The organism is Microbulbifer maximicatervae (SeqCode), from assembly GCF_052467385.1.
On record NZ_CP174311.1, the window covers coordinates 581,634 to 605,888 of the forward strand.

Annotated in this window: 17 protein-coding genes; 7 read left to right on the forward strand and 10 right to left on the reverse strand. The window is 42.8% G+C overall.

Annotated elements, in window-relative coordinates:
* Nucleotides 1-522 precede the first annotated feature (522 nt).
* Nucleotides 523-1,641 carry a ribosome small subunit-dependent GTPase A gene (rsgA, locus tag ACJJIR_RS02555; protein ID WP_444907222.1) on the forward strand — a complete coding sequence of 373 codons (1,119 nt, stop codon included), beginning with the start codon at nt 523-525 and terminating at the stop codon, nt 1,639-1,641.
* A gap of 39 nt (nt 1,642-1,680) precedes the next feature.
* On the opposite strand, the gene ACJJIR_RS02560 is transcribed toward rsgA, so the two are convergent.
* Nucleotides 1,681-1,998 (reverse strand): DMT family transporter, encoded by a 318-nt coding sequence (locus ACJJIR_RS02560; RefSeq protein WP_444907223.1) that lies wholly within the window; start codon nt 1,996-1,998, stop codon nt 1,681-1,683.
* Between the two features lie 475 nt (nt 1,999-2,473).
* Between ACJJIR_RS02560 and ACJJIR_RS02565 the strand changes: the two genes are divergently transcribed.
* Together ACJJIR_RS02565 and ACJJIR_RS02570 are read left to right on the forward strand one after the other, a co-directional pair.
* Entirely contained in the window at nt 2,474-3,508 is a 1,035-nt protein-coding gene (locus ACJJIR_RS02565) for an agmatine deiminase family protein (RefSeq protein WP_444907224.1), read from the forward strand.
* 57 nt (nt 3,509-3,565) lie between these two features.
* Nucleotides 3,566-4,453 (forward strand): carbon-nitrogen hydrolase, encoded by an 888-nt coding sequence (locus tag ACJJIR_RS02570; RefSeq protein ID WP_444907225.1) that lies wholly within the window; start codon nt 3,566-3,568, stop codon nt 4,451-4,453.
* 53 nt (nt 4,454-4,506) lie between these two features.
* Here ACJJIR_RS02570 and ACJJIR_RS02575 read toward each other — a convergent pair whose 3' ends face one another.
* From ACJJIR_RS02575 to ACJJIR_RS02600, 6 genes are all read right to left on the reverse strand, one after another.
* Nucleotides 4,507-5,355, reverse strand: a complete 849-nt coding sequence (locus tag ACJJIR_RS02575) for a sugar phosphate isomerase/epimerase family protein (RefSeq protein WP_444907226.1) — start codon at nt 5,353-5,355, stop codon at nt 4,507-4,509.
* Nucleotides 5,352-6,728 carry a DUF6005 family protein gene (locus ACJJIR_RS02580; RefSeq protein ID WP_444907227.1) on the reverse strand — a complete coding sequence of 459 codons (1,377 nt, stop codon included), beginning with the start codon at nt 6,726-6,728 and terminating at the stop codon, nt 5,352-5,354. Before ACJJIR_RS02580 ends, ACJJIR_RS02575 begins: the two co-directional genes overlap by 4 nt.
* A gap of 43 nt (nt 6,729-6,771) precedes the next feature.
* Complete coding sequence (locus ACJJIR_RS02585; protein WP_444907228.1) at nt 6,772-8,079, reverse strand: AMP-binding protein; 1,308 nt, start codon at nt 8,077-8,079, stop codon at nt 6,772-6,774.
* Nucleotides 8,063-9,982, reverse strand: a complete 1,920-nt coding sequence (locus ACJJIR_RS02590) for an IucA/IucC family protein (protein WP_444907229.1) — start codon at nt 9,980-9,982, stop codon at nt 8,063-8,065. The genes ACJJIR_RS02585 and ACJJIR_RS02590 overlap by 17 nt, the downstream gene beginning before the upstream one ends.
* Nucleotides 9,969-11,816, reverse strand: coding sequence for an IucA/IucC family protein (locus ACJJIR_RS02595; protein WP_444907230.1), 1,848 nt, complete (start codon nt 11,814-11,816; stop codon nt 9,969-9,971). Before ACJJIR_RS02595 ends, ACJJIR_RS02590 begins: the two co-directional genes overlap by 14 nt.
* Before the next feature lie 125 nt (nt 11,817-11,941).
* The gene (locus tag ACJJIR_RS02600) at nt 11,942-13,324 is read right to left on the reverse strand and encodes an MATE family efflux transporter (protein ID WP_444907231.1); all 1,383 of its coding nucleotides are present in this window, start codon (nt 13,322-13,324) and stop codon (nt 11,942-11,944) included.
* Between the two features lie 476 nt (nt 13,325-13,800).
* On the opposite strand from ACJJIR_RS02600, the gene ACJJIR_RS02605 reads away from it, so the two are divergent.
* The 4 genes from ACJJIR_RS02605 (at nt 13,801) to ACJJIR_RS02620 (ending at nt 19,753) form a co-directional block, all read left to right on the forward strand.
* A complete protein-coding gene (locus ACJJIR_RS02605) occupies nt 13,801-14,484 on the forward strand; it encodes a response regulator transcription factor (RefSeq protein ID WP_444907232.1) in 684 nt (227 codons plus the stop codon).
* 331 nt (nt 14,485-14,815) lie between these two features.
* The gene (locus tag ACJJIR_RS02610) at nt 14,816-15,145 is read left to right on the forward strand and encodes a DUF2218 domain-containing protein (RefSeq protein ID WP_444907233.1); all 330 of its coding nucleotides are present in this window, start codon (nt 14,816-14,818) and stop codon (nt 15,143-15,145) included.
* A 10-nt stretch (nt 15,146-15,155) separates the two neighbouring features.
* Entirely contained in the window at nt 15,156-17,090 is a 1,935-nt protein-coding gene (gene speA, locus ACJJIR_RS02615; RefSeq protein ID WP_444907234.1) for a biosynthetic arginine decarboxylase, read from the forward strand.
* A 584-nt stretch (nt 17,091-17,674) separates the two neighbouring features.
* The gene (locus ACJJIR_RS02620; protein ID WP_444907235.1) at nt 17,675-19,753 is read left to right on the forward strand and encodes a TonB-dependent receptor; all 2,079 of its coding nucleotides are present in this window, start codon (nt 17,675-17,677) and stop codon (nt 19,751-19,753) included.
* A 12-nt stretch (nt 19,754-19,765) separates the two neighbouring features.
* Here the strand turns inward: ACJJIR_RS02620 and tcuB are convergent, their stop codons facing one another.
* The 3 genes from tcuB to ACJJIR_RS02635 all read right to left on the reverse strand — a co-directional run bounded on the left by tcuB (nt 19,766) and on the right by ACJJIR_RS02635 (nt 24,166).
* Nucleotides 19,766-20,839 carry a tricarballylate utilization 4Fe-4S protein TcuB gene (gene tcuB, locus ACJJIR_RS02625; RefSeq protein WP_444907236.1) on the reverse strand — a complete coding sequence of 358 codons (1,074 nt, stop codon included), beginning with the start codon at nt 20,837-20,839 and terminating at the stop codon, nt 19,766-19,768.
* Nucleotides 20,826-22,235, reverse strand: coding sequence for an FAD-dependent tricarballylate dehydrogenase TcuA (gene tcuA / locus ACJJIR_RS02630; protein ID WP_444907237.1), 1,410 nt, complete (start codon nt 22,233-22,235; stop codon nt 20,826-20,828). The genes tcuB and tcuA overlap by 14 nt, the downstream gene beginning before the upstream one ends.
* 80 nt (nt 22,236-22,315) lie before the next feature.
* Nucleotides 22,316-24,166, reverse strand: coding sequence for a DUF885 domain-containing protein (locus tag ACJJIR_RS02635; RefSeq protein ID WP_444907238.1), 1,851 nt, complete (start codon nt 24,164-24,166; stop codon nt 22,316-22,318).
* Nucleotides 24,167-24,255 lie beyond the last annotated feature (89 nt).

A 24,255-nucleotide genomic window follows, 5' to 3' on the forward strand; every position in this document is an offset into this window, starting at 1 on the left:
GACGGCCTCCCACCCCGAGGAGGTGGAGGTCTGGGGGAGGTGGTTGGGGGTGTCATAAAACCTTTATAAATTCGTCACTTGGTGGAAACACCCGCAGGAGAAGATGCTTCTCGAGTAAACGCGATGGCGAAAGAAAAAGCCGGATCTATACTCAACTGATCGGGTTATGGTGAGTCGAGAAAGGTGATGCACTCGCTGTAATCGGATTCGAAGGCCGGCTTTTGCCGGCTTTGCTTTTTGTGGCGGGGCAATTACTAAGAGGCTTCCCGGGATTATCCTTGCTCCTATCCCCGGGTAGTGCTAATTTGCCCATAGTCCGCCAGGTACTTTGGCGGAATCCAGAACTCAATGACTGCGGAGGATGATTGATGATTGTTGCAACCCTCCGTCGGGTCCAGTAGCAGCCTCCAGCTGCCCACGCCCGGCGATAGATTCCTAGACGTCGGGCTTTCCCTGAGAAAGCTCTGTTGGCCGCGTATCTGCGGTCGCTTGGTGCTTTATTGCGCCCAGAGGGTTTCAATCTTGAGTAAATCTCACTTTACCCGCCGGTCTGTTAATAGATTCGGCACTAAATCCCCATCTATCAAAATTGAGCGGGAAGCTTCTCCGCTACAAAAACTCGGTTGGAAGTCTTTTTTCCAACAGCAGCTGACGCTCGAAGAACTCGAGCAGTGTTTGCCGCTGCGGATTATGGCTGTACACCGCAGTCGCCTGGAATTGGCCGGCGAGCAGGGGGCTGTGTCCCTTCCGCTAACCGGGAGTCTTGTGGCTAATTTGCCCGCGGTGGGGGATTGGCTGTTGTTAGAGAAGAGCAGTGGATATTTCGTGCGTTTGTTGAGCCGCAGCAGCCAGTTTGAGCGCATGGCACCTGGGGGGCATCAGGTGCAGATGATCGCCGCCAATGTCGATAGTGTTTTTATTGTCTCCTCCCTGAATGATGACTTTAACCTCTCACGTATTGAGCGATATTTGGCTCTGGCTCGGGAGTCTGGTTGCAGCCCACACCTGATACTGAATAAGGCCGACCTGTGTGAAGATACAGCCCCTTTTCTTCAGGCATTGCGTCCATTCGGCGAATTACCCGCTGCAATGGTAAATAGCCTGGATCGAGAAAGCGTGGCACAGCTGCGCCAGTGGTGCTTACCTGGGGAAACTATCGCGCTGTTAGGTTCCTCTGGAGTGGGTAAATCCACTTTGCTAAATGCGCTGTCTGGCGAATCCCTGGCTGAGACTGGGACCATTCGCGAAGCCGATAGTAAAGGGCGTCACACTACACGGAAACGCTCTCTTCACTCCCTGAGTTGGGGAGCGCTGTTACTCGATAGCCCTGGAATGCGGGAGCTGGGATTGGTGCATGTTGAAGATGGCGTGGCGGAGACTTTTTCTGATATTGAGGCCTTGTCCAGAGAGTGTCGCTTCTCTGACTGCCAGCACCAGTCAGAACCAGGCTGTGCGGTACAAGAGGCAATAACGGGTGGTTCGTTGGATGATCGGCGCTTGCGCAATTGGCAAAAACTGCAACATGAACTAAGCCGTAACGGTCAAACTCTCGCGCAGAAGCGGGCAGGGGAGAGAGCGCTATCCCAGATGTATCGATCTGTGCAAAACCAGGCGCGTAAACACAAATATTCAGAGGATTAATAGAGCTGGCGCCCGGGAGTTTTCCCGGGTGCTTCTCCATTAATGAGAGAGTTTTAAAGTGACAACGCCTAAGATAATGAGCAAAACTCCCAGATAGCGTCCAAGGCTGGTTGGATCACCAAAAAATATCGCGCCTACAATAAAGGCACCGGCGGCACCAATTCCAGTCCAGACCGCATAGGAAGTACCAATAGGTATCTCTCGCTGCGCCAGCCACAGAAGAAATCCACTGATCCCGATAAATACTACGGCCATACCTATACCTAACAGGCGGGTATTGCTTTCCTGTGAAAATTTTAGCCCCAGCACCCAGCCAATTTCGCATAGTCCAGCGAGTATTAAGTAGAACCAAGCCATGATATTCCTTTAAAAAGACTCAACGATTTGCTTTTAGCGGAGAAATCAATGTTGACATGTCAGTAAATAAGTCCTTCCCGTATTAGAGCAGATATAGTTGAGAATAGCTGAGATGGCTTTATTGAAAGTCAGGTGGAGAGCTGTGCCTCGCTCCCATCCAGTAATTAATCTCAAAGTGCAGCCGGACCTGTTTGAGCTCTTAAAACGCTAGCTATTAGTTACATTGCCAAGTGCATTGTTTCGGAGGAAGTTGGAGCATGCTAAATAAATAAAATCTTTACTGAGAGGGCTTTGCATTGTTTTCCAGATGAAATCTGGAAAACGATAAAATTGTGCGAAAGTCTATTTAAATCAGAGCCCGAACTTGCGCGAAGTGTATTTTTCTATATCATTGTAATGATAATTATTATCATTTGGTGTTGGTTCAATACCCCTGTAAATTTAAAATAACTATCAGATAAAGTAATTAACACTTATGTCAAATAGATTGCCACCTGAATGGGCAAAGCAAGATGCAATAATGCTCACTTGGCCCCATGCGGATACTGATTGGAAACCGATACTAAGCGAAGTAGAAGCAGTTTATGTTTCTATTTGCGAAGCTATAACTGCTCGGCAAAAACTGGTAGTCGTTTGTCATGATGAGGTTTTAAAAATATATATTAGCCAGTTATTACATGGGGCTGATGTAATAATTCAGAATATTCAGTTTGTTATTGTTGCCACAAATGATAGTTGGGCGAGAGATCATGGCCCAATTTCAGTAGTGAACAGCCAAGGAGAAGTTGTTGCTCTCGATTTTACGTTTAATGGATGGGGAAGCAAATACCCGGCTGATTTAGATAATCAGATTAACCAGGAAATGTTTAAGCAATTGGGTATCTGTAATTGGCGAAAAATTGACGTCGTTCTTGAAGGTGGAGCAATAGATATTGATGAAAAGGGTAACCTTTTAACGACTGAGCGCTGTCTGCTAAATAAAAATCGTAACCACCGCATGACAAGAGCGGATATCGAGGGACTACTAAAAACTGAGTTAGGTGCAAAGAATATTCTATGGCTGGATCATGGCGCATTAGAGGGCGATGATACAGATAGTCATATCGACACTCTTGCACGGTTCGCACCTGGCCAAACTATTGTCTATCAGGGCTGTAATGAAAGTGGTTATCATTTTTTTGATGAACTTGAGAAAATGAAGCAGAGTTTAGTACAAATGCGCTCGCTTGATGGGAAACCATTTAATTTGCTGGAATTACCATGGCCTAGCGGACAAGCAAATGCAAGTGGCGAGCGTTTACCTGCCACTTATGCCAACTTTCTAATTATCAATGATGCGGTACTAGCTCCTGTATATGATGTTGAAGAAGATACTGAGGCGTTACAAACTCTCCAGATGGCATTTCCGGAGCATCAGATAGTTGCGGTTAATTGCCGGCCCATTATCGAACAGTTCGGTAGTTTGCATTGTTTAACTATGCAGCTGCCGAAAAACCTCTTGGCTAATTAGGCGTTAAAAAAATTTTTTGCATCTAATCTAAAATTAAACAATCTAGCGAATTTATTAATGAGTAACATAGTTAAAGTGGCACTTGTTCAGCAAGATAACACTGTTGATTGCCAACAAAATATTGATAGGTCAACTCAGGGAATACGTGCCGCAGCGAGTGAAGGTGCTGATTTGGTAGTGCTGCAGGAGTTGCATCGTAGCCTGTATTTTTGTCAGTCAGAAGATGTGAGTTTATTCGATTTAGCTGAGACGATCCCTGGACCCAGTACGGATTATTTTGGAAGGCTTGCAAAAGAACTCGGCGTGGTCATAGTGACCTCTCTATTTGAAAAGCGTGCTGCAGGTATTTATCACAATACTGCAGTAGTATTGGAGAAAAATGGCTCTATTGCCGGAAAGTATCGAAAAATGCATATTCCGGACGATCCGGGATTTTACGAAAAATTTTATTTCACGCCTGGTGATTTGGGCTTTGAAGTTATAGAGACGAGTATTGGCAAGTTGGGCATATTGGTTTGTTGGGATCAATGGTTTCCTGAAGCCGCCCGACTGATGGCAATGGCTGGAGCAGAATTACTGATTTACCCAACCGCAATTGGATGGGACCCGCGCGATGATGCGGCTGAGCAACAACGACAACTTGAAGCCTGGAAAATTGTACAAAGGTCTCACGCGGTAGCGAATGGCGTACCAGTTATTAGTTGTAATCGTGTGGGCCATGAAAGTGATCCCAGTGGAAGTTCTGCCGGCATTGATTTTTGGGGTAATAGCTTTATCTGTGGCCCACAGGGCGAGCTACTTGCCTGTGCAAGTGAAAGTGATGGTGAGATACTAATTGCGAATATAGATATGGAGAAAAGTGAACAAGTACGTCGTATTTGGCCATACTTGCGAGATAGACGTGTCGATCATTACCAAGACTTAACGAAAATTTACCGTGATTAAGAGTTGATAGCTTGGGTCTGCCAGATTTCCTAGAAATTAGCAGACCCAATTTACTAAATGGCTAGTGGTTCGCGACACTGCTGAAGTTGTTGAATTAGGTATCTATCTCTAGCTAGTGTTTCTTTACAGTCATCACCAAACCATTCCAGTGAAGCTTCAATGTTGCGGACTCTCTTGTCTGGATGTTGACTAATATGACTTATGAATTCCTGATAATTAACAGCGCCATCAAACAGCGGGACAATACCTTCCCGCGAGCCAGAAGCAGAATATACATTAGCAGGCGAGAACACATTCAGGAATTCTGCAGAACTTACATTCTTTAAGTGGATATGATTAATATTATCTTTTAAAGCCTCAAAAGCTGGGATCACTTCAGTTTTTGATTCCCAGACATGGAGTACGTCAAAATTGATTTGAAGATTGTCACAAGCAACGCTCTGTAATAAATGCTTTGTTGCTGGGACGGAATCCGCATATGTATTGGGATGTGTTTCAATAATCAAATTGAGGTCATGTCGGGACATCCAATGACAGACCTTGCGCAACGTCTTTGTTAATCGTGCAAAGCCATGCTCAGATATGTTTGCGCTTGCTTCGGAGCCGGCAAAAGTCCTAATTTTCTTAGCGCCCCAATGTTTTGCTAAGTAACATAAATGTTCTACTTGTTTATGTAACTCTGCTTCAGTGGCATATAGCGCTAAATAATCACTTAACATCGTGATTTTTAGGCCGTAGTCCGCCAACCAATCTTTATTATATTCTGGTTGAGAGGCGAGATTTTTTGCGTGAGTTCCCCACAATTCTATACCCTGAAAATGATTATGCTTCGCCCACTTTGCCAAATGATCAATTGAAACCAGTTGATGGCGAAAAGAGATTGTACAGATAGATAAAATCATATGCACACCTCATTGGAACGTTCTTTATTAGTAATAGCTACATGGTTTTGCCATTGCTGAAATAATGTATGTAGCTGACGTTTGATTTTAAATTCTCGCTGATCTTGTTGATCCAGTAGCTGCATGATTTCTGTTTTAATATCTGTCGATGATTCGGATGGATAGTTTCCTTCAGTAGCGTAATTCGCAATTTTCATAGAGCGAAATTGAATCTGCTTATAGGTGGAAACTAACTCTTCAATAATGTCGCACCATGTCTCAAATTCATCAAAATCCAAATTCAGCTGCAACATAAAATATGCTAAGCCATGTTCGTAGGCATACTTTCGAATAGCCAATACGGGAAGCTGAGTGAGAGCATGGCTTAAATTAGAGGGGCAGAGCTGACTTTCAGGAGCCAAATGTGCCTTGACAATTTTTCGCACAGCATCCGTCATCGGATTATTGTTTAAGTTCAAACAGGCAGTAAAATAGTCATGGATTGCCTGATTGGAGCTTGGTTTAATTTGGCTGCTATCAAAGATATAACCGCCAGCAACAGCATCCGACTCAATTGCGTGTAATACTTGTTTTTTATTTTGCTCTCCTTCCCAGCGAAAATCAGGATCCCACATAAATAACATTTCTGGATTTTGGCTATTCTCCAGCATTACGTAGTGAGGGAATGGATTCTGGTTAAACTTATTTTCGCGTTCTGGCAACCTATACATATCTAGCATTACCATTATGTTCTGACTGGCAGATTTATTGTCTAGTAATGTTAGTAAGGTATTAATATTGTCGCTTTTGGATAAGCCTTGGTTGTACCAGGACTTTACCTCGACACCATAAATTTTCTCGAACCAGTTTCGAAAGAAGTCATGGTTCAAATTCTCAGCGTGATAGTTGATACAATAATCAGTATCAACTACAACATCGGCGTCCCATACACCAAAATAAAATGGTCTATGGTCAACATGATCATTTGCTTTGATACACTCGCATAGACAACTCACAAAACAATGTACTTTGATATCCTCAAACTCTTCTGTCTGCTCTTCAGCTTGTTCTGCTGGAGCTATTTCGACTCCTGATTTCTCTTGAGGATCGGTATATTTGGGAGAAGCGCCATTCTCGCTCTTATAGTTAACCCGGCCTAATATAAACTCACTAAAGCTATCGACTGTATCAAAATCCTTCAAGTTCAAGGCTTCATCGGGTATATCAATTCCCAGCTTTAATTCCAAGCTAATAAGTACTTGCAGGATCAGTACGGAATCAAGGTATAAATCTTCATTTAGCTTGGAGTGAAGCTGAACATCTTCTATATGTGTTAGATTCAACTCATTAGTAAGTATGCTCTGAATCGAATCTACTATTTCAGTCTTTTGCATAATTAATATATTGTTTGTTTGCTCAATAGATAGCCCCTACTTACTAGTTGGCTCTTTCAGCTTGTTTTCCTTCATTACATTTATTTGTTCTGGTTAGTATGTTCTGTTGATAGTTCAGCGCAATCTGCTTACGGTTCACTTTACTGTTAGCCATTCGCATTATCTCATCGACCGGCTGTAATATTTGCGGTACTTGAAATAGTGCTAAGTGTTGACTGCACCATTGGCGTAGTTCGGAGGGGTCTATTGCTGGGGAAGCGACATACTGTAGGCAAACTCGTTGGCCCGCAAATTTATCATCTATCTTAAATACCACTACATCATTAACTTGCGGGTGTTCAAGTATGATATCTTCTACTTCTGCAGGATATACATTTAGCCCTGATACGATGATTGTGTCATCCATTCGTGCAAGAAAATGCAGTCGACCATTTTCACTCAAATAGCCGACATCCTGTGTTTTAACAGTTTTAATTCCTGATGCAGTTTTTACATAAGCAACTATCTCTTGCTGTTTATTGTCGAGATTACCACAGGTAATTTCGACATGAGGTAATGGCTTTCCTTGATCGTTAGCAGCAGATAAATCCTGTCCTATACTAATACAGCCCGCTTCAGAGCATCCATACTGTTGATATAAGTTTTCTACACGTGCCTGAATCTGCTCAAATACCTGTTGTGGCATAGTGGAACCTGAAGTCATAGCAGCAAATAGTTTGCTATTGGCCGGCCATAAACGTAATAATCCCTGCAACATTACCGGAGAAGAATACAAAAGCGGACGCTGACAACTCTGCAGCTTCTTGATAAGGTATTTAGGATTGATATTACTAATTATCAGTGGTGACTGACCTCGATTCAGAGCAACCATTACGCCACAAATTAATCCATATGAATGGGTAACGGGACAAGCGACAACTGGAGTCATGCTGTCCGGGTCGCTGAAAGCCTGGCAATAACTCTTTACCTCAATATCAATATCCGCCCAGCTTCGCAATATGCATTTTGGCTCACCTGTGGTGCCGGAGCTCATTTGAATAATACCTGCTTCTGATTTATTCAAATTAGTTGCCGATAGCTCAATTAATCCTGCTAAGTCGCCATAAATCAGCAATTCGCAGCCAGCCTTTTCTGCCATACGCTTTGCAGTATCCTTTGGAACACTGGGGTGGATAGGCATGGCAGATATTTTCTTTGACTTTAAGTAATAACATAGAGTCAACCAAATAAAATTATCTTCAACACATACCGCAACAGCGTTACTCTCGTTAATAGTATTTATTGAGACATAGGACTGCTGTTGCTCGTTAAAGTCTTCTTTACTATAAAACTTATCATTTATTGTAAGCATAGGATTTTCCTGGTACTGCTGGCACTGATATTGATGTCTTGGAGGTTTCCTTTTGGGCATCATGTAAAGCAGCGTCTGCTAACGGATTTCTTATCTGATGATGAAATTCTGTTTCACGATTCCCGCGAAATTTCTTATCCAATAGTGATTCGGTTTTAATTTCCGGCTGGAATAAATCGATTTGGACTATGCGTTTTTGATCAGTTAAGTTTGATTGCTGATATTTTCTAAAGCTCTGATAAACTGATTTCCAGAATTCACTTTCTGGAAATTGGTAGTAATCTTCAAGTAATACGGCCAGGTCAGATAAATTAAAAACTAATAAGGTATCTACTAAAAGTTCGCGCAAAGCTTCGACACTTTCCATCCAATAATATTGGTTTGGCCCGCCAAAACTATATTCTTCCTCGAAGTCAGTAAAAGTAGGAGCTAATTCCGGTTGTGCTAAGTAATTGTGAACGTACTCCATGCTTTCATGAAAATCGCGCACTATAACTTTTTCAGGCCAACCATCTTTATGTTGCAATAAGATATTTTGCCCGTGTGCCTCAATTGCAATACCGTGATGAACTAGTAAGTGCCATATGGGAATAACCACCTTTTCGAGCAGGTTCTCCAGCCAGCTATGACAACCATATTCGGCAATCCAGGGCTCGATAAAAGGGCTGCCATCTTGTTCTATTATACTTAGGGCTACAAAAGGTATTACATTTTTCTCATCACAGTATGAGAGGAGGCTCTGTCGAAAGATTACACCCAATTGACCATCAAGATTCTCAATCCATGCCTGATGTTCAGTGCCATCATTTGTAGGCCTTATTCCGGCGTACTCCGCCAGCAAAATCATATTTTGCTTCAGGTAGTTATCCGACTCCAGAATTTGTATTAACCAGTTTGATATAGCTGGTGCAGTACAAATAGTATGACTTTCTATAGTGCGTAGTGAAGAAGTGTTAATTATATTCAAAGGTAGTTTTATATTAGCTTTTTCAGGATGGCTAATATTTAATAATGTACGAATAGAAATGCTGGCTTGATATTGATCGCCAGCCTCTCCAAGGTAAAATACTTGTCCATCAGCAATAGCGGGCTCAAGTTTATCTTTTAAAAACTTCCACTGCCATGGATGGATGGGCATCAATGAAAATGCAGTACTATCGGAAGTTAGATTTTTAACTTGTGTATTTAACTGCTGGTAACATTGTTTGCCAAGCTCAGTTTCCCAAAATATTTTTTCAGTTACAGAGTTAAATCGACGCTTCAAATAGCATCGTCTAATCGCCAACCAATGTAGTTGAAAATTATTGCCAAACTCTGGACCATAAAGTTTATGATCAAGCTCACTAAACCCAGTTCGTGCCTTGAAGCATGGATGATAAGGGTGCCCTTCATCAATTGCAGACTCTAACTGGGTATATGTTAATTCACGACGGCTTATATGGCGGTTTAAATGCTTATTGTTCCACTGGCAAAGTTTAACAGTTTGTTCAAGCTCAATTGCCAGCTTTTTCTTTACTACTACTGAAGTAGGCAAGTCCTCAACAAGGGCATTTAGTGTTATTGGTTGCCAATCAATGCTTTGAGATATGTTTTTTATCCATTGTGCCTGAAGTTTTGTATCTACATGCTTTTCATCTCTTTGAGAAAAAAACATTTCTTCTGCATTGATTCTAATTCGACTAAAACCAGAAATTCTTCCTGAAGCACGATAAAAAGATCTTCCTAATGTAAAATAGAAAAAACCATCGTGATAAGAGTAATCACAAAGGTGCTCGAACAACAATGCTTCCAAGAGCTGGCGAATCACTCTTTTTTCTTCAGCTAAGTGGCTGTCAGAATTTTTATAAGGAGAGATTTCTAAGTCTTGTTGAGATAAATACTGCTGTGGGTTAACTGTGAGCAAGAGTCACCTCGTTAACTTGCTTATGGATAGTCAAGCTTTCTTGATGCAGGTCGAAGAAAGGATTTCGTATATTAGTGTAAACAGCTAATTCTTTTTCCGCTTCCAGCTCATCAACATCTTCAACGCGAGTTAGAAGGTTTCCCTTGCAGGGAATACTAGAATTATTAAATAATCTATCTGTAAAGTTTTTGCCGACGCTTGTCAGTACCCTAGAATTTAGAAGGTTAAGCTTGCTGTAACTTAATTGTAATAGTTTATTCTCATCAATAAGGCCATCTTGTCCCATACGGCCAATAATTGAGAATAACTGATTGACAAAAAGATAGTATCCAAACCGGTCTGCAATCATATTGTCAGGATAAAATAAGTCAGGATTATTCCTCAACTCAGGTACAGCTTCGAGCAACTCATCCTGCATTTTTTCTGACAAGTAGAAACCTTGATTGTCTCGATAGTAGTATCTAATTGGACAGTCATCATAAATAGTTAATAGAGAATTTTGTTGGTGAGCCTCTAAACCAATACCCTGACTATCGTAAAGTCTAATTGTTGGTTCAATTGCACATTGCCAATAACAATTAAACCATTTTAACGCTGCTTCTTCTACGCTAATGCCCTGTTTGGAAGCCAAGCTTAAAACTTGCTGCGCTAATTTAGACTGAGTTCCGGATAAGATAGGATCTTGTACCAATGCAGCGATTGAAACAGTGGGTAGTTCTAGACTGTTTGTATCTTTACTGAATGGATTTTGCCGTATAATAGTTTCAAAGCCTGTTTCCTGCATATTAGGTAATTTAACAGTAATAAAGGCAGGATCTTCAATTAAAACAAACTGTGGAAATTTTTGCTTGAAGTTGCTTAATGAGAACAACTTTCCAACATTTAATCCCGGATCTAATTCGTGAGCCATATTTTTTCTTAGCGAATTAGTTATTTTTACAGGGATCGAGAGCTTAATCATATAATTCAGCTCACTGCAGTACAAAGTGCGGACAGAAGAAGTGGGCGTAAACATCTTACCCATAAGACCTAAGTCGACAATTAATCCGTCACGTTGTAAATGCTGAACATAGTCCTGGTGTAACAGCCACTGTGCTTGTAGGGGATGTACAGGTATTAGTTGTTTATCGATATCAATATCAATATCGATATCGGCCCCTAATATATTATTGATAATTTCCTCAACGCTCTCGTCGAGTAAAGAATCTTGCTCCAGAAGATCTTTCGACACGGCAAAAAAGTGTAATTGAAATTTAGATTTCAATTCCGGCGTATACTTTTCATGTTGCCAAGAGTGAATGCCTTGGCGTGACTTGGGTGTTGGATGAAGCCAATGTCCAAATAACAGAGACTGTTCAGAACAAATATAATCGGAGCTATTAAGTGTAGGATCATCTAGTCGCTTAGTAAGATAATCCTGCATGATTTGAAGACTTTCTAAAGTGCGATTTAATAGTTCTATTTTGTTGGCTGGAGTATTTGGCTTATTGTTTTGATTATTATCTTTTGCATAAATGTTATCTATTAACATCATAATCGCAGAAGTAAAATCTATGGGTTGCCAATTCCATTGATTTGCTAATTTGCGATAGCTTTTAGTAAATACATGTCGGCCGACAATTGAACGATAAGAAGCCTCCAAAGCAAGTGTAACTCCAGTTCCGTTCAAATAAAGCTCTAGTGCATAACCATTTTCTTCTTCAAGGGCCACACCAGTTTGTAATTGCCAATCAGAGCTTGTATGCCAAACACCGGGGTCAACTTCTCTTATATATGCATTAGCAAATGCTTGAAAAGAAGCCTTTTCCGCCAGCTCTTTTGCGGTGAATGGCATGACGATATTCTCCTGGAGATACTAAGTAAAAGAACTTACCCAGATGATAATGATACACATTCTCACCAGCAAGTAAGTTTACAATTGTTACTATTGTTTTAGAGCTGTATCTCACTTGGCGTTACTTAGACTGAAGTTTGATTCACTTTCAGCTTCGTAGGCCTGTATTGGTAGCAAAAATAGGCGGCCAACAAAAAGGTGCACCATTCTGCTAATGGCAGTGCAACAATAAATGATAAATCACTTATTGCTGCTGGTAATAAGTGCCAGCTGGGCAACATATAATAAAAGGCAATCAAAAATACGGCGGGGAATAATAAGCTGCGGTTAATAGCAATTAAAGCTGAAGGTTTTGGTTTGTGTATTGCTGTTAAGTAACAGGTTAAGACGATGTTAGTCCCATTAATTAAAAATAGTGGAAGCAACAATGGTAGCAATTGCATGCTGACTCGGGATATTTTCTGATCTTGTTCATTGGTAAACCAACTCAGAACAGTTTCTGGCCAAAAAACGAGCAGTGCAACGATTATGATACCCAGGCAGATGGTACTTAATATTGCAATTGACAAAAAAGATTTCACTCTATTTAAGTGCCGAGCGCCAAAATTTTGACTGACAACGATATGAAGTGCATCAGCTAAACCATAACTAAGCATGACACTTAAGAAAATGAAGTAATTGACCAGAGTAAATGCCGCTACACCATCTACGCCTAGCCGCATTATCATTAAAGTATTTAGAATGAAAAAAATAATACCAACAGATATCTCGTTTATAAACTCTGATATACCGTTATAAGCTGAGTTAAGAAGTAGTTTCCAGTTTCTTTGTTGTAATTCGAACTTAAGTGTTCTTTTCTTGCTAAAAAAATAACGGCTCAATACCAAGAATTGTATAACTTGTGCTATTGCAGTTGCATAAGCAGCCCCAGCTAATCCGAATTCCAAGTACACGATAAACCAGGCATCGAGAATAATATTGAGAACAGCGCCGATTACTAATGCACATGTGGCTAATATCGGATGGCCATCAGCACGTACAAAATAATACAGCACCATTGTGGTTAACTGTAAAATGAACACCCAGCGAATGACGTCGAAATATTCCCTTGCTAATATAGCAACCTGTGCTGAAATATTAAGTATTTCAAAAAGTAGATCGTTGAAGGCTAAGCTGCCCAGCGCTAACAGAGTGTTAATAACCACAGCGGCAATAAGGGATTGGCTGAAGATCGCGTTTGCTGTTTTCGGATCTTTCTCACCTATGGCTTTACCTACGCTCACAGCCCCGCCTATTGCCAGCATGATGGCAATAGCTATCAACAAGGTGAAGTACGGGATCATTAGAGTGATTGCAGCGAGAGCGTCTGTACCTATGGTGTTGCCGACAAAAAAGCCATCAATCAGGTTGGCGCTTGTTATTGCAACTAAGCCGACTATTGAAGGTAGCACATAGTAAAAAAAAGTCTTGACGATACGACCGGAAAGCGCTGGATTTTGGGCTGACATTAAAGTGTCTCAAATCATGAGAAAATAGGTTCTGAGGCAGTATTATATATTCCACTTGTTGCAAATGATAGTGATTATCATTAATATCGGTGAATTTAGGTTGATACATAAAGCTGCATTGTGAAGTTTTGATGTTCTAAATGTGAATAGATTTTTGTTTGAGTCAATGCAATATTGTGTTGGGCACTAAGCGTGTTGGTGGCGTGTCCCGTGCAATGGTTGTACAGGAAGTGCGCAGCAGTATTGATGTTTTGCAGTGCTAAATGTCCTGGTAAGTCATATGTGTATCCATTGAAAATAGTTTAGAAAATGTACTATTAAAATTACTGTCAGACGTCAAAAGTAAGAGCTATGTGTAGGTTCCAGTCGGGTTCCCCCATATTAAGGTCGTCGGCGGGCGAGAGTATTTTTGCGCTATGAATAATTTTGGATTCAAAAAATTCAAGTTTTAATTTGGTTGTGGATAAGAGGCTGTTGTGGCAACTGCGCATATTTTATTATTGGAAAGTGATACTAAAATAAGCAGACAATTGAGCGGCACTTTGCAAAAGCAAGGATTTAATGTCACTCAATGTCAAGATGTTAGTGAAGGGTTGATGGTAATGCCCGCAGACTATTTTGATCTTATTTTAGTTAATGCGTTTTTGCCCACCAATGATGATTTATCACCTTTACAGGCTATACGTAGCTGGGGGCAAACGCCTGTAATTGTTCTCTCTTCAATTAATACAACGGCAAAAAGGATAGAGAGCTTTCGGCAAGGGGCTGATGATTTTATATCCAAACCGATTGATCCCACCGAGATAGTGCTGCGTGTAAACGCAATACTGCGTAGAACTCACAAGGGGGAAAGTAACATTGAGGGTGAGATTGATATCGATCATTTAAGGTTATTAAAATCAAGGCAGCAGGTTTTTTATAGGGGAGATAATTTAGCGTTTACACCTATTCAGTTTCGATTACTTTGGATACTCGCTGAGAACCGATTCAAGGTAGTTAGTAAGCAATTTTTATATCGTGCGGTACTCAACAGGCAATTTTCCCGTTATGATCGAAGCCTTGAGATGCATCTTAGTCGTATCAGGAAAAAGTTTATTGAAGTTGGTATATCGGCTGACCGCTTTGCTACGATTCATGGCAAAGGTTATAGATTTTCATAATAAAAGACTAGCTTAAGTTAAACGGTAAATTTAGGTGTACTAAGTATCGGCTTAGGCATTATTCAAGTATTTTCTCCTTTCTAAAATTCTAATCAGGCTTGTTTAACATTAGCAAGCTTAAAGCTGTCTTTGAGTTCAAAACGTTTTAATTATCGACAGTTTTTATTAGCTATTATGCTGCCGTAACAATTGTAAAAGTGGTTTTTTTCGGCCATGAAAGCAACTAACATATTTGATAATGATTATCATTACCAAATATGTTAGTTGCTGAATACATCTTTTCGTTTAAAAGTTGGCTCGGCATAAAGTGATTTAATTAAGAAGTGGGGATATGAGCACTATTAATAAATTTGAGGCTGAGCATGATAGCCAATTTTTAGCTTTTTCAACGGTAATTCACATTGACAGCGAGAGGATGATTAGGCGTTTATGTAAGCACTTCGCTCACAAAGTTAATGCCCGCTGGAGCAGCGATAGCGGCTATATTGAGTTTGATATGGGTTTCTGTGATATGAACGGAAGTGGAGATCAATTGGATTTGCGTTGTGGTGCTAACTCTGATGCGGAGTTAAAAGAGATCATAGATTGCATTGATTCCCATTTCTTACGATTTGCGCAAGGTGTGGAATGTTCACTTCAGTGGAATCTAATGAATTCTTAATGGTAAAAAGATGTTAGAGAAAGATAAATTCAAGAGTGAAGTTAATACTCAGTGGAATATAGCTGAGGCAAGGAATATTTATGGTGTTAACCAGTGGGGCAATGGTTATTTCGATATAGATTCACAGGGTAATGTTGTCATAAAAAATCCTAGTGATGATGAGGCAGACGCTGTTCCCTTGATTCAAATTATAGAGGGTATGCAGGACCGCGGTTTACACATGCCTATTTTGCTGCGTGTCGAGAATATTCTTGATAAAAGTATTAGCTCACTTAATGAAACATTCCGTCAGATAATCGAAAAACTGGATTACCAGAATAAATACCAAGGTGTTTATCCAATTAAAGTAAACCAGCAGGCCCAAATTGTCGATGAAGTAGCTCAATTTGGTTCTCGCTATCAACATGGATTTGAAGTTGGTAGTAAAGCTGAAATGATTGCAGCTTTATCCACCATCGAAGAACTTGATAGCCTAATTATTTGTAATGGCTATAAGGACCAAGAATTTATAGAATTGGGGTTAGAGGCAACAAAACTTGGATTGAAATGTATCTTTGTTATTGAAACCTTAACCGAATTGCCGATTATTGTAAAGCGAAGTCAAGCGTTAGATATTTTTCCTCATATTGGGGTGCGCGTTAAAATGACGACTCAAGTGAGCGGGCATTGGAGTGCTACCAGTGGTGAGAGAAGTGTATTCGGACTGTCATCAAGCCAACTTATACATGTGGTTGATTACTTAAAAGAGCATCAAATGCTCAATTGCCTTGAGTTACTACATTGCCATTTGGGCTCTCAGATTCCGAATATCCGTGATATCCGCGGTGGTGTATTAGAAGCCTGTCGCTATTACTCCGATTTATGTAAAGAGGGCGCGGCATTAAAGTATATTGATTTAGGTGGTGGTTTAGCAGTTGACTACACTGGTAGACAGTCAAGTACCGGGCAAAGCCGCAATTACTCACTTGAGGAATACTGCGAAGATATTATTGATACTATTAAGAGTACATTAGATAGCAAGAACTTACCCCACCCGATAATTGTTACGGAGTCTGGTCGTGCTACTGTAGCCTACACATCAATTTTGCTCTTTAATATCCTTGATGTTGTAAGTTTCGACTCAGAAGAGCTAAAAGAAGCTGAGGAAGATGAGCATCAATTGCTTCAAAATATGCGTGAAATTCTGACTTATTTGAAGCCTCAAAGATTGCAAGAGTGCTTCAATGATGCGCAGTTTTATCGGGACGAAGTTCGCGAATTATTCAAGCGTGGCCAAATAGATCTTCGTGTTCGTTCTGTATCAGAGACAATTTATTACAATGTTTTGCATCGTATAAAAGAGACTCTTTCAGAAATGGAGCGAATACCTGAAGATCTGGAAGGCTTGGCAGATTCACTAGCTGATATCTATTATGGTAATTTTAGTTTATTTCAGTCCTTACCTGATAGCTGGGCTATTGATCAGTTATTTCCTGTTATGCCTATTCATCGACTAAATGAGACTCCAAGTCGGCGTGCTATCTTGGCCGACATTACCTGTGATTGTGATGGAAAAATTGAGCGATTCGTAGTCAACCAGGAAGTCGAAAAAACCTTACCTCTGCATTCAATAAAGCACGGCGAGGAGTATTACCTCGGTGTTTTCCTAGTGGGCGCTTATCAGGAAACTCTAGGTGATCTGCATAATTTATTTGGTGATACGAATGTTGTCAGTGTGAGACTGAATTCAGATGCCAGCTTTGAGTTTGTGAAAGAGGTTCATGGGGATACTATTGAGGATGTTTTAAGTTATGTCGAGTATCAGCCGCATGAAGTAAAGACGCGTTTTCGTAATAAGGTTGAAGCGGCTGTTCGCAGTGGGCGTATTAGTGCTCGTGAACGCCAGCAAATAATTAAGACCTTCAATGCAAGTATGCAAGGTTATACCTATTATGAAAGAGATTAGAATAGAGTAGAAAACAGTGAGAGACATGACCTGTTTAAATCTTTATCTGTATATATGAAGGCTTAAATCTAAGTATGTCGACGATGCCAGATCTTCGATCTGGCTAAAATATTTAAGCCCTACTCTGTGAAGCTAGCTCCTGACCACGTTAATAAATTCTTTGTTTTTATATGGTTATGCTGTTAGCACCTATCCTGATTTAGTGTTTTAGGTTTATATTGGTTACTTTAGCGCCAACTAATTTTCTATAGTGATAGTATATACAATTATACAGAATCTATTCTTCTTTATGACTAGTGCAGAACTCTGAATATACTTACTTTTATACTTTAGTGTGCTTGTACTCGAAAGATAATCTCTCTGTAAAAATTGTTAAGAGTTTTGATCTTTTTTGTTTCTTTGTCTGATTGTTACTTGCATTTTTTATTGCGTAAAGAGTAACGAGAAGTAAAATATTAAATTCTACGCCATTTAGTAAGGAAGCTAGAGCTAGCTAATATTTATAAGGATTATGAATATGATTTTCTGATATTATCTGGTCACAACATAAGATATTCTATCTTTTAAAGAATAGGGATGTGGACTTGAGGATCATAAATAAGATCACTTTGGGTTATATTGCACTGGCTCTGCTTCCGATCAGTTTTTCACATAGCAGTGAAACTCAGATTGAAACTATCGTTGTGACTGCGGGTGGATATGAACAGGACATTTCACAGCGGATGGAGAGTATTTCTGTTGTAGATAACGATGTACTCAGAAAAAGTGGTAATACCCATATTCAACAAAGCTTGGTGAGTGTACCTGGAGCAAATCTAGCAAGAGGGAATGGACAGGAATACCTGCCAGCCATACGTTCTCCAGTACTGACTGGTGCAGGAGCCTGTGGTGGTTTGTTGACAGCAGAAGATGGGATTCCACTGAGAGCAAATGGATTTTGTAATATCAATGAGTTATTTGAATCCTTCAGCGAGACAGCTCGGCATGTCGAAGTTGTTAGAGGGCCTGCTGGTACCCTCTATGGCTCTAATGCAATGCATGGATTGATCAATGTTATCAGCCGCGATCCTGTAGAAGGAAAGAATGGATCTCTCAATACTGAAGCGGGGCCCCACGATTACTATCGACTGGGTGTATCAGCAGATCATCGCCTCAGTAGTGAAGGTGATGTGATCAGTGCAGATTTGTATTTGATGACTGATGGAGGATATAGGGATCAGTCAGGATTGGACCAGCAAAAGGCTAGCATCCAGTATACCCACCAGGTCGGTGATAGCAGAGTTCGAACTCGTCTAGTAGCGACAAGCTTAAAGCAGGAGACGGCTGGTTACCTCGAGGGTGACGGAGTTTACCGCAATCGTCGATTGAGTCGTATCAACCCTAATCCAGAGGCGTTTCGAGATGCCAATTCTCTCAGATTTTACTCTCTGATTGATATACCTGTGAATCAAACTAGTCAATTACATTTGGCTCCTTACCTCCGTAAAACTGACATGCGTTTTCTGCAGCATTATTTACCGGGGCAACCAATGGAGGAAAATGGCCAGGAGAGTGTTGGGATAAGAAGCGGATATTATCTGGAACTGGGTGAAAAGCTTAATCTGCTAACCGGTATTGATACTGAATTAAGTAAAGGATATCTCCTGGAAGCCCAAGAGAGTGTTACTGAGGGCTCTGAATTTCTGCAGGCAACCATACCAGTGGGAAAGCACTACGATTATGAAGTCGTAGCCTGGAATCTCGCCCCCTATGCATCGGCAACCTGGAAGGTTAATGATCAATTAGAAGTCACTGGTGGAGTCAGGATTGAATCTGCACACTATGACTACGACAATCAAATGCTTTCCGGGCGCACAGATGAAAATGGATTACCCTGTGACTTTGGAGGCTGTCGGTTTAGTCGGCCAAATGACCGAAAAGATAGTTTTAACAATATATCCCCCAAGTTGGGAGCGCTATTATGGTTAAGTAATGAACTACAACTCTTTACTCAATTGGCCCAGGGTTATCGTGTACCCCAAGCGACAGAGTTATATCGATTACAGCGAGAGCAGACGGTAGCAGAGCTGGATCCAGAGGAAATTAATAGCTTTGAAGTAGGGCTGAGGAAAATAGGCGACTCTTTGTCATATGAGTGGGTGGCTTATACGATGAAAAAGGAGAATGTAATATTCCGTGATGCCGACTATTTTAACCAGTCCAATGGCAAAACCCGGCACTGGGGAGTTGAGTTGGCTGTAGATTATGAATTTACTGAAAGCTTACGGCTAGAGGTGAGTACCAGCTATGCAGAACATCGCTATGCAGATCAAAGGGAGTTGCAAGGTGTAGAACTGGATGGAAAGCTTGTAGATTCTGCGCCAAAGACCTTTGGTAATTATCGACTTCACTGGTCTCCGAATTCTTTGGTATCAGCGGAGCTTGAATGGTTACATCAGGGTAGCTATTTTACAGATCCTCAAAATGCTCATCGGTATCCAGGACATGACTTACTGAACCTCCATTTGGCCTGGCAGTGGAAACAATATCAAATTTCTACTCGAATACTGAATATTACCGATAAAGCCTATGCTGAGCGCGCGGATTACAGTAGTTTTAGTGGTAGCCGCTATTTCCCTGGAGAGCCTCGTTCAATTTACTTTGGAATCAATTTTGATTGGTAGTGTAATAAGGCCTTACTTTTTGCTTTCGGATTTCATTTGAGCGTCCCGAATCAACGCTGCCATGCGATAAAAACCATGAGCCATTTTAGTGTAGGGCGTGAGTAAAAAAAATGCGAGAACTGCACCCAAGTGTAAATCCAATAGTAGGGGGAGTGCGGCTGTCCCCCCGAGGGAAAAAAGTAATAGACCGCTGAGTGCGATGAATAACAGTAGGCCAACAAACCCCATCTCCCCGCTCCAAACCCTTGCTGAGCCAAGTTCTGGATCAGCCTTGAGCTTTAGCTGAATAAGCTTGCTACACCCCACTAATATGAGTAATCCACCGGGGATACCAAGTAATTTGGGTACAGAAAAAATCGAGTATGGCCCTGGCATGTTCAGAAAGTAATACATTACTGTGCCCGAACAGGTGGCTGCAAAGCACAATAAAAAGCCGTATAGAACAGCTTGGTGTGCGTATCGTCGCTGGTTGCTGAATCGGTCTTCCTCTTCGAAGTTACATCCATCTCCGTGGCCCCCGGATAGATTCTTTAGTTTTCCTGCTGAAATTAATGCACTTCTAAATTGACCCCAGGTAATTTTTTCCCCGCCGACTTTCCTCCAGTAGCGACGTAAACTTATCCCCAGGCTAAACAGCGGATAAAGAAAGGCCGGTAAAAAAATACTGGTCATAGTGGCGTGAGAAACAATTGCGTAGAAGCCCTCACCACCACTGGGTTTCAATACTCTTATTACATAAAAGATGATGGCAAATCCGATGATAGTAGCCAGGGCGATCAGACTGCCGCGTTTTTGGAACATTCTAGCAATACCTCCCGGCCAGGCAAAAGTTTCCCAGCTTTTCTGTCGCGCTTCGGCCATGACTTGGGGAATATTAATATTGAATTCGTGGGGATCGGTATACTGGCAGGCGTAGTAACAACCTCGGCAGTTGTGGCAGAGATTGGCCAACTGGGTGATGGTTCCCTCTGAGAAAGAGCGGTGTAGTTGAAGTGCTGGAAAAACGGCGCAGTAGCCCTCGCAATAGCGACAGGCATTACAGATTTCTGCTTGCCGCCGTGCCTCTTCCAAATTATCCATTTGCATAGTTAGCGGCTTCCCTTCCAGCAATACGCCCAAAAACGGTGCCGATCATCATACCCAACCCAGCCAAATATCCCTGACTAAGGATTGACCCGGCCATGGTTTCCCCTGCAGCCCACAAGTTTTTTACCGGCCCTGTGGCAGTGCTGCACTGGGCATTCTCATCAATCTTGAGCGCCAGATAAGTGAAGGTAACCCCGGTGCGCAAGCTATAGCAGTAAAATGGTGGCTCGCTGATGGGGCGGGCCCAATTAGTTTTTTCTGGTGTCAGGCCGGTAGTGGCGACACTATCCAGCTCGGTGGGGTGAAAAGCGTCACTACTGCCACAAGCAGCATTGAAGGTTGCTATGGTATCGATCAGTTTTTCAGAGGGTAAACCGGTTTTTTCCGCGAGTTCCTCCAAGGTATTCGCCTCGGTAGGAGGGAATGCTGACGGCATAAACATTTTTAAAGACTTGGAGTCGATAATTGCAAAAGCCACCTGGTCTGGCTGTTGTGCGACAAGGCGGCCCCAGATGGCATAGCGTTTGGGCCAAATATCTTCTCCCTCGTCATAAAAGCGCTGGGCATCCTTGTTAACGACGATGGAAAAGGGGACACAATCCAGGCGGGTTACTATGCCCCCATCAAACTTCGGCGCTCGCCCGTCAATTGCCACTGCATGGCACTGGGTGGGATCTCCGACGGACTGCACGCCTTGCTCCAGTAAATCTTCCAAGACCACACCCCGGTTATAAGGTGTTCCGCGTATCAGGAAATTTTCAGCAGCTGGGCCCCAGGCTTTTTCCAACCACTCAAGATTGGCTTCGAATCCGCCGGAGGCTGCTACAACTGACCTGGGTTCAATTTGGTATTGCTGTCCCTCGTAAACATAGTCGACACGAGTAATATGATTGCCCTCTAGCTGCAGGTGCTTAACGTGTGCCCGATACAGCACATCAACACCTAATTTGCCTGCAGTTCGGTAATAGGCGTTAACCAGGGACTTACCGCCGCCAAGGAAAAAAGCATTTGTGCGCGTGAGGGATAGTGTGCCGGACAGAGGCGGCTGGAAATGAACGCCGTGCTTTTGCATCCAGGGAAGCGCTTTTTCTGATGAGCGTATAACCAGCCGAGCTAACTGCTCATTGGTTTTACCCCCGGTAACTTTTAGCAGGTCTTCATAGTACTCGTCTTCACTGTAATCACCTTCCAGTGGACCCAGGGGGCCTCGGTGCATACAGCGTATATCCCTGGTGTGGCGGGAATTGCCGCCTCGATAGGGCTTGGGGGCAGTTTCCAGGATAATCACCTTGGCCCCAAGTTCGGCAGCAGTTATCGCTGCGCACAGAGCGGCATTGCCACCCCCAATTACGGCGAGGTCGTAGTGAGTGTTCACCGATAGAAAACCCTTTTGCAATGGATCAGTGTTCCATTGCAAAAGGTAGGTGAAAATTGAGAATAAATAGGCGGGCAGGCAATCCCTGCCGCAAAAAATCGTTAGCTGGTGGCGGGTTGTTCAGCTTGCTGCATGTCGATGTGAACAGATACAGAGGCCTGGCTTTCCAGCCAGTTGTCCATGCGCTCTTCAAGAATATTCAGTGGCAGTGCTCCAGATCCCAACAGAGCGTCATGGAAACTGCGAATGTCGAAATTGCTATCCAGGGTTTCCTCCGCCTCTTTGCGCAGCTCTTTAATTTTGAGCTGCCCTAGCTTGTAGGCCAGGGCCTGGCCGGGCCAAATTAAGTAGCGGTCTATCTCGACGGTTACATCGTGGAGCGGTTTGGCACTGTTTTCCATAAAGTATTCGATCGCTTCCTCGCGGCTCCAGCCCAGCTGATGCATACCGGTGTCCACAACCAAACGCACTGCACGCCACATATCGTAAGAGAGTGCACCGAATTCGCTGTAGGGGTTTTTATACAGGCCCAGGTCGTAACCGAGACTTTCGGAGTAAAGGCCCCAACCCTCTACAAATGCGGTATAGAGAGCCATACGGCGCAGTGGGTGAATATCAGTTTGCTCTTGTGCCAAGGCAATTTGCAGGTGGTGACCCGGCATCGCCTCGTGCACTGTGAGCGCCTCCATTTCCCATTTTGGGCGGCTGGGCAGGTTGTAGGTATTGGCAAAGAAGATACCTGCACGGCCAGCTTCGTTGGAGCCGGGCAGATAATAAGCTGTGGTTTGGGATTGTTCTGAATAACTGGGTATAGGTTTCACGCCATAGGGCAGGCGTGGCAAGGTGCCGAACAGAGCGGGCAGCTCTGCATCAATGCGCTTGGCAATATCGCGGTAATCCCGCAGTAACCCCTCCCGGCTGGTGTGGTAAAAGCGCGGGTCGGTACGCAGAAACTCGGTGAATGCTTTGAAGTCTCCCTGGAAGCCTGTCTTCTGGATAACTCTATCCATCTCCCCGCGAATTCGCTTCACTTCCGCAAGCCCAATGCGGTGGATCTCCTCGGGGCTGAGGTCGGTGGTGGTATTCTCTTCCACTTTATGGGCGTACCAGCGCAGACCATCAGGGCGGCTGGTTAAAGCGGTATCTATCTGGGCCTCGGGAATATATTTGCGCTCAACAAATTCAGCCATACCCTGCCAGGCCGGTACCAGTTGTTTGCTGTAAATGGCATAGGCGCGTTGCTGCAGGCTTTTCCGCTTAGTTGCTGGAATGGCCTCAGGCATTTGATTAAATGCAGTCAGCAATGGACTATGCTCCGGCGCGGCAGGTACCAGTGCGCGTATTTGACGCGGTAGGTCGCGCAGGGTGATTTGTGGTGGTGTGACTCCTTTGCGCAGGCCCCGGCGCATCAGCCCCTGGGTTTGTTCAATCAGAATTGGCAACCTTTCCAGACGGCTGATTATCGTCTCATAATCGGTTGCAGTGCGCTTGGGCATGCTGTTGATCACTTCCGGTATACTGCGTTGGATGCCGCTCATATGGGTAAGCGGTTGCAGGTGGTCCGGGAACTGGAAGCCTTTCACTTCTCCCAACAAGTCCTGGTAGAGCAGCTGGTAATCCAATTGCTGTTCGGCTGGCAGATCGCTTTGATCGATATTACGTGCAGCCCCTAAAAGGATTCTGGTCTGCTTTTGACGCAGTTCCACAGACTTAAGAGAGTTATCCACCCAGCGATGATTTTGCCCGGGATAGCCCTCGTAGGTTGCCTGGCTGGGATAACTCTCCATGATCCAGCGATAGCGTAAATCCTGCAGGGCAATGAGGCGCTCGGAGGCGCTGCTCTCAGGAAGGGATTTGTAAGCTTTTCGGAAGGTGTCCTGGTCCATCGCTGAGGCATTGAGGCTCACAACAAGTCCCAGGGATGTAAATAGGGCTTTTCTGATAAACGACATAATCCCCTCAAGTGAAAACGTGTGGCCCCAATAGTGGCCGGATTTAGTCAATGGGTGGTTTGTTACCACTGCCGGCAATTTATTGCCGG